This is a genomic window from Frankia sp. R82 (assembly GCF_023716925.1).
Lineage (GTDB): Bacteria > Actinomycetota > Actinomycetes > Frankiales > Frankiaceae > Frankia.
This window is the reverse complement of record NZ_JAMQQG010000001.1, coordinates 77,147-83,784: the sequence shown is the minus strand read 5'-3', so window position 1 is coordinate 83,784 and position 6,638 is coordinate 77,147. Positions and strand designations below refer to the sequence as shown.

The 6,638-nt window shown below is 69.2% G+C and carries 7 protein-coding genes; 5 read left to right on the top strand and 2 right to left on the bottom strand.

The window, feature by feature from the left end; translation table 11 throughout:
* Nucleotides 1-132 precede the first annotated feature (132 nt).
* Nucleotides 133-918, top strand: a complete 786-nt coding sequence (locus tag ND747_RS00320) for a class I SAM-dependent methyltransferase (protein ID WP_251730858.1) — start codon at nt 133-135, stop codon at nt 916-918.
* A 186-nt stretch (nt 919-1,104) separates the two neighbouring features.
* On the opposite strand, the gene ND747_RS00315 is transcribed toward ND747_RS00320, so the two are convergent.
* Together ND747_RS00315 and ND747_RS00310 are read right to left on the bottom strand one after the other, a co-directional pair.
* The gene (locus ND747_RS00315) at nt 1,105-1,623 is read right to left on the bottom strand and encodes a MaoC family dehydratase (RefSeq protein WP_251730857.1); all 519 of its coding nucleotides are present in this window, start codon (nt 1,621-1,623) and stop codon (nt 1,105-1,107) included.
* Nucleotides 1,624-1,717: 94 nt separating this feature from the next.
* Complete coding sequence (locus tag ND747_RS00310; protein WP_251730856.1) at nt 1,718-2,917, bottom strand: acyl-CoA dehydrogenase family protein; 1,200 nt, start codon at nt 2,915-2,917, stop codon at nt 1,718-1,720.
* A gap of 617 nt (nt 2,918-3,534) precedes the next feature.
* Between ND747_RS00310 and ND747_RS00305 the strand changes: the two genes are divergently transcribed.
* From ND747_RS00305 to ND747_RS00290, 4 genes are read left to right on the top strand one after another with little or no spacing between them, the layout of a single operon-like run.
* Nucleotides 3,535-4,686 carry an acyl-CoA dehydrogenase family protein gene (locus ND747_RS00305; protein ID WP_251730855.1) on the top strand — a complete coding sequence of 384 codons (1,152 nt, stop codon included), beginning with the start codon at nt 3,535-3,537 and terminating at the stop codon, nt 4,684-4,686.
* Between the two features lie 41 nt (nt 4,687-4,727).
* Nucleotides 4,728-5,243, top strand: a complete 516-nt coding sequence (locus tag ND747_RS00300) for a MaoC family dehydratase N-terminal domain-containing protein (protein WP_251730854.1) — start codon at nt 4,728-4,730, stop codon at nt 5,241-5,243.
* Nucleotides 5,240-5,671, top strand: a complete 432-nt coding sequence (locus ND747_RS00295; RefSeq protein WP_251730853.1) for a MaoC/PaaZ C-terminal domain-containing protein — start codon at nt 5,240-5,242, stop codon at nt 5,669-5,671. The genes ND747_RS00300 and ND747_RS00295 overlap by 4 nt, the downstream gene beginning before the upstream one ends.
* A gap of 59 nt (nt 5,672-5,730) precedes the next feature.
* On the top strand, nt 5,731-6,585 hold the full coding sequence (locus ND747_RS00290) for an enoyl-CoA hydratase-related protein (protein WP_251730852.1): 855 nt from the start codon (nt 5,731-5,733) through the stop codon (nt 6,583-6,585).
* Nucleotides 6,586-6,638 lie beyond the last annotated feature (53 nt).

The window sequence follows — 6,638 nt, the reverse complement described above, 5'->3', positions numbered from 1 at the left end:
GTCTGGTGGTGTTCCGCGGAACCGTCGTGGGGCGGACGCCTGCGCCGACCTCGGTTTTCGGTTCCGGCTGGCTGGAACGGTGTCGCGAATATTGGGATGCGGTGGGTCGGTCGCTCCTGGTAGAAAGCCGCCATGGTGAGCGTTGGCGACGGTGACAGGCTCCTGGCCCCAGATGTTTACGGCGACACGATCGCCGAGGTCTACGACGACATTTACTCGAGCTCGGATCGGATGGTGGGTGCGCCCGGAACTGGTGCCACCGCCGCCGATTTTCTGTTTGCCAGAGCCGGCGCCGGGCCCGTGCTGGAACTCGGCGTCGGGACCGGCCGGGTCGCCCTGCCGCTTGCCGCCCGGGGCGCAAAGGTGATCGGGATCGACGCCTCGCCGCGGATGCTGGCCAGGCTGCGGGAAAAACCCGGCGCGTCCGATCTCGAGCTGAAGCTCGGTGACTTCGCCGAGCTGGAGGTTCCGGCCGTGTCCTTTTCCCTGGTCTACATCGTGTTCAACACGTTCTTCATGCTCGCCGATCAGGACGCCCAGGTGCGCTGCTTCGCCTCGGTGGCGTCCGCGCTACGGCCCGGCGGGCGGTTCGTGCTGGAGGCGTTCGTCCCCGACCCCACCCTTTACGATCGCGGCCAGCGGGTGCAGGCCGAGCGTCTGGTGGGCGAGTCCACGCAGCTGAGCGCGGCGGTTCATGACCCGGTGGCTCAGCGGATCCGTAACCGGCGGATCGTTCTCGGGCCGGACGGGGTGCGGACCTATCCGGTCGACCTGCGGTATGCCTGGCCGAGCGAGCTGGACCTGATGGGCCGGCTCGCCGGGCTGGAGCTGGCCGAACGGTGGGCGGGCTGGGCCGGCGAGCCGTTCACCGCTTCGAGCGGCTACCACGTCTCCGTCTGGCGCAAGCCGTCGACGTGATGGTCCACATCGCCGAGTGAACGGGGCCGGATGAGCACATGTGGAGGGTTGTTCGGGGATTCAGGGGATGAATCCTTGAACAACCCTCCACATCCGGACCTGACCAGGTCGTGATCAGGCCTGGTCAGGTCCGGCCGGGCCTGTCGGTGGAAGGATGTGCCGGGCTGGGGGCGATGCCGAACTGGGTCAGGACTTGGACGTGGGGGCGGCGGGCTCGGGGCGGCCGGGCTGCTCGCCGCCGCGGGCCTCGCCGTAGGCGCGCTTGGGGACCATGACCTTGCGGCGGTAGATGCAGACCAGGGTGCCGTCCTGGTTGTGGCCGCGGGTCTCGACGGTGACGATGCCGCGGTCGTCCTTGGACTTCGACTCGACCTTGTCCAGGACGGTCGACTCGCCGTAGATCGTGTCGCCGTGGAAGACCGGTGCGACGTGGCGCAGGGACTCGACCTCGAGGTTCGCGATCGCCTTCCCGGAAACGTCGGCGACGGACATCCCGAGCAGCAGCGAGTAGACGTAGTTGCCGACGACCACGTTCCGCTTGAACTGAGTGGTCTTCTCGGCGTAGTTCAGATCGAGGTGCAGCGGGTGGTGGTTCATCGTGATCAGACAGAACAGGTGGTCGTCGTACTCGGTGACCGTCTTGCCTGGCCAGTGCTTGTAGACGGCGCCGACCTCGAACTCCTCGTAGTACCGGCCGAACTGCATGGGTCGCCTCGATCTCGTGATGATGGGGTCGTGGTCAGTGGCGATGCGGCGGCTCGCCGGCCGACGTGGCGTACGCCGGCCGGCGAGTGGGGCGTCAGCCGTTGAGGCGGTAGTCCTTGAGCAGGGCGCGGCTGATGATGCGCTTCTGCACCTCGGACGTGCCTTCGCCGATGAGCATGAACGGGGCCTCGCGGTAGAGGCGCTCGATCTCGTACTCCTTGGAGTAGCCGTAGCCGCCGTGGATGCGGAACGACTCGGTGGTCACCTCGAAGCAGTACTCGCTGGCCAGGTACTTCGCCATGCCGGCCTCGACGTCGTTGCGCTGGCCCGAGTCCTTCTTGCGGGCGGCGTTGACCATCATCAGGTGGCCGGCCTCGACCTTGGTGGCCATCTCGGCGAGCTTGAAGGCGATGGCCTGGTGGTCGGCGATCTGGTGGCCGAAGGTGCGCCGCTGCTGGGCGTAGGCGATCCCGAGCTCGAAGGCGCGGATCATGATGCCGCAGGCACGGGCGGCGACGTTGACCCGGCCGACCTCGACGCCGTCCATCATCTGGTAGAAGCCGCGCCCGGCCTGGTCGGCGCCGCCGAGAATCGACGAGGCGGGCACGCGGTGGCCGTCGAGGATCATCTCGGTGGTCTCGACGCCCTTGTAGCCGAGCTTCTCGAGCTTGCCGGGGATGGAGATGCCGCCGGAGGTGCCGAAGCCCGGCTCCTTCTCCAGCAGGAACGTGGTCATGTTCTTGTAGACCGAGTCGGCGCCCTCGTCGGTCTTCACCAGGGTGGCGACCACGCTGGAGCGGGCCCCGTTGGTCAGCCACATCTTCTGGCCGTTGATGACGTAGTCGTCGCCGTCGCGGGTCGCGCGGGTGGTGATCGCGGCGACGTCGGAGCCGCAGCCGGGCTCGCTCATCGAGAAGGCGCCGCGGACGTCCCCGGTGGCCATCTTCGGCAGCAGCCGGGCCTTCTGCTCCTCGCTGCCGTGCTGTGCGACGAGGTAGGCGACGATGAAGTGGGTGTTGATCACACCGGAGACGCTCATCCAGCCGCGGGCGATCTCCTCGACCACCAGGGCGTAGGTGAGCAGCGACTCGCCGAGACCGCCGTACTCCTCAGGGATCGTGATCCCGAACAGCCCCATGTCCTTCATCGCGTTGATGATCTCTTCGGGGTACTCGTCCTTGCGCTCGAGATCACCCGCGTTCGGCAGGATCTCCTTGTCCACGAAGGTGCGCACGGCCGCCAGGATGTCGGCCTGGATGTCGGTGAGCCCGTCGGTCTGCGCGATCCTGCCCATGTCCAGCTCCTCGTCGTCTGTCGCGGGGCGCCACCTCGGGCGGCGGTGGTGCGGGGCGGCGGTGGTGCGGGGCGGCGGTGGTGCGGCCGGGCCGTCCCTCGGTCGTCCCCGCCCTGACCGTAAGGGAACCGGGGGTGCGCACGCCCGGCGTTGTGACCGCCGACGGACAGGACGCCGTCACGCCTGGCCATGGCGCTCGCGGGCGAGTGCCGCGGGCGGGCGCCGCCGCGCGCCCGGAACGGGACGACAGCGAGCTTATTAACATGGGTCCCCCGATCCGGGCAACACACATCGAAGCCGGGTTTCCCGGCCGACGGAGAACGTCTTCGACCGCCGTGTCGTGGCACACATCCCGCGCGGGTCGCGCCCGGATGTTGACAGATCGTGCCCAACTCCTTCCGGTGTGCCTTCCGGGCAGCTCGGGCGCAGGACGATCGGTTGCGGCCGGGCGGTGGCACCCCTACCATTTGAAGCGTTTTTCACTATGTCTGTTGCGGATCATGTCTGTTGCGGGATCGAACCGTCGCGGGGGAGTCCTCGACCGTGGCGCGCAGCGGCGGTGCCCATAACGCCATAACAGCAGAAATTCTGATCTGGATTCGGGTGGTGACGGTCGGGTGAGCAGCGAGATCATCGACGAGGTCGTAGCCTCGGTACGCCGTTTTGTGCGCGACGAGGTGGTGCCCGCCGAGACGGAGATCGAGGAGAAGGACTCGATTCCGGACCGGATTCGTGTGGCGGCCGCGGACATGGGTCTTTTTGGTTTCGCTATTCCCGAGATCTACGGCGGCCTTGGCCTTTCGATGAGCGAGGAGGTGCGGCTGGTCTTCGAGCTCGGTTACACCACGCCGTCCTTCCGTTCGATGTTCGGGACGAACAACGGAATCGCCGGTCATGTTCTGCTGGAAGGCGCCACCGAGGAGCAGAAGAAGGCCTATCTGCCGAAGATCGCCTCGGGTGAGTGGGTGGCGTCCTTCGCGCTGACCGAGGAGGGCGCGGGTTCCGACCCGGCGGGCCTTGCCACCACGGCCCGGCGTGACGGCGACGACTGGGTCATCAACGGTTCGAAGCGTTACATCACCAACGCACCGAACGCCGACGTCTTCATGGTCTTCGCCCGTTCCGAGGAAGGTTCGGTGGGCGGCCGGGGTATCAGCACGTTCATGGTGGAGCGCGGCACCCCGGGGCTGCGGGTGGCGCCGAAGGACCCGAAGATGGGCCAGGCCGGGGCCTGGACCGCGGATGTCTACTTCGACGACCTGCGGGTCAGCGGCGACACCCTGGTCGGCGGCCCGGCGGGCGAGGGACGCGGCTACGCCACGGCGATGAAGTGCCTCGCCCACGGTCGCATCCACATCGCCGCGCTGTGCGTCGGTATGTCGCAGCGCCTGGTGGACGAGTCGGTGGCGTACGCCGCCCAGCGGGTGCAGGGTGGCAAGGTGATCGGTGAACACCAGCTCATCCAGGGCCTGCTGGCGGACTCGGTGACCGACCTGCACGCGTCCCGGGCGCTGGTGAAGGAGGTCGCCGCCGCGTTCGACGACGGCAGCGACCGGCGGATCGGCCCGTCCACGGCGAAGTACTTCGCCTCCGAGGCGGTGGGTCGGATCGCCGACCGCGCGGTGCAGATCCACGGTGGCAGCGGGTACATGCGCGGTGTGCCGGTGGAGCGCTTCTACCGGGACGCCCGGCTGTTCCGCATCTACGAGGGCACGAGCCAGATCCAGCAGCTGGTGATCGCACGCAACGTGCTGCGCGACGCCCGCTGAGCCAGCACTTCTCTTTCGATTTCGATGGATGTGGGTGTGCGGTGAGCACTTATACCTTCCCGGTGGAGGCCGGCGCGGTCCTGCTGTTCTCCCGGGCCGTCGGCTATCCGGATTCCGCCTACGGCGACGGGACGGCCGGCGCCCCGCCGACCTTCACGCAGTCCGGTGCCCAGTTCGACCCGGAGTTCCACCTGCGCCCGAAGTACGGCGAACCGTGGCGTGGCTCCGGCCGAACCCCGTCGGGCCTGCCCATCCCGGCGACCCCCGGTGGCGGCAGCCTGCATGCCGAGCAGAGCTACGAGTACCACCGTCCCGTCCGGGTCGGTGATGTGCTTACCGCCGTTCAGATTCCCGGTAAGGAATGGGAGAAGGCCGGGCGGCGTGGCGGTTCACTGACGTTCCGGGAGACCATCACCGAGTTCCGGGATGCGACCGGCGAGCTGGTGGTGACGGCGCGTTCCGTCGTCGTCATCCCGTCGAAGGTCGTCGAGTCCCCGGCCGAGGGCGGCGCGAACGGTGCGCCGTCGGCCGAGGGCAGCGCGGCGGTGGCGCAGTGAGCCCGCGCACGGCCGCCGCCGGTGACCTCGCCGTCGGTGACACCGTCGAGACGGTGCTGACCGAGGACCTCACCCGGACCCGGCTGGTCATGTACGCCGGTGCGTCCGGCGACTACAACCCGCTGCACACCGACGACGTGTACGCCAGGGAGGCCGCCGGCTACCCCGGTGTGTTCGCCCACGGCATGCTCACGATGGGGATGACCGGCAAGGCCGTCACCGACTTCGTCGGTGACGGCGACCTGTTGCGCTACGGCGTGCGGTTTCGCAGCCAGGTCTGGCCCGGTGACCGGCTCGTCGCCACGGTGACGGTGACCGGCATCACCGAGTCCGCCGGCCGCCGGATCGTCGAGCTCGATGTCGTCACCGTCAACGGCGACGGCGTTCAGGTCATCACCGGCACCGCCGCCGCCGCGGTGTCGGCCTAGCCGCCGTGGAAGACCCGCCGACTGCAGCAGTAGCAGCCCGGGCCACGGCGTCCTCGCCGGTGGCCCTGAGCGGGCTGGCGGCCGAGGACACGGTCCTGCGCGAGCTGGACGACGACGGGGTGCTGCTGCTCACCCTCAACCGGCCGGGACGGCGCAACACCTGGGCGTACGACATGGAGCTGCGTTACGTCGCCCTGTTGGACGAGGCCGTGGCCGATCCCGCTGTCCGGGTGATCGTGCTGACCGGCGCCGGCGAGGCGTTCTGCGCCGGGATGGACATGGAGGTGCTGCGCCGGGCGACGACCGACCCGAGTTTCGTCCGCCCGGTGCGTCCCTCGGCGACGACTCCGCGCACGGTGCCCAAGCCGATCATCGCCGCCGTCGACGGGGCGTGCGCCGGGGTCGGGTTCGTCCAGGCCCTCATGGCCGACCTGCGGTTCACCACCGCCCGGTCGAAGTGGACGACGTCGTTCACCCGCCGGGGACTGATCGCCGAGGATGCGGTCACCTGGCTGCTGCCCCGGCTCGTCGGTGCCGGGCACGCCGCCGACCTGCTGTTCTCCGGCCGGGTCGTGCGTGGCGACGAGGCCGTCCGGATGGGGCTCGCGAACCGGCTCGTCGAACCCGACGAGCTGCTGCCCGCGGCCTTGGACTGGGCCCGGGACGTGGCCCGCAACTGCTCGCCGTGGGCGGTCGCCCAGGTCAAGCAGCAGCTGGCCGGCGATGACGCGGCGAGCATCGAGCAGTCCCGGCTGGCCGCGAACACCATCCTGGACGTTGCCCGTGGCAGGCCCGACTACCGCGAGGGCGTCGCATCCTTTCGCGAACGTCGCCCCCCGCGCTTCGAGGGCCTGCCCGCCGACCACCCCCGCATCGACCTGGCCCCCGCCCCGGACGCCCCGCCGCTGTTCTGACGGTCCGCTCTGACGGTCCGCCCGTGCACGGTCCGCCCGCGGATCACCCCTGA

Bases quoted from the DNA above. Each gene is read 5' to 3' on its own strand.
- ND747_RS00320 (WP_251730858.1), top strand. From the start codon at position 133: ATGGTGAGCGTTGGCGACGGTGACAGGCTCCTGGCCCCAGATGTTTAC.
- ND747_RS00315 (WP_251730857.1), bottom strand. From the start codon at position 1,623: ATGCAGTTCGGCCGGTACTACGAGGAGTTCGAGGTCGGCGCCGTCTAC.
- ND747_RS00310 (WP_251730856.1), bottom strand. From the start codon at position 2,917: ATGGGCAGGATCGCGCAGACCGACGGGCTCACCGACATCCAGGCCGAC.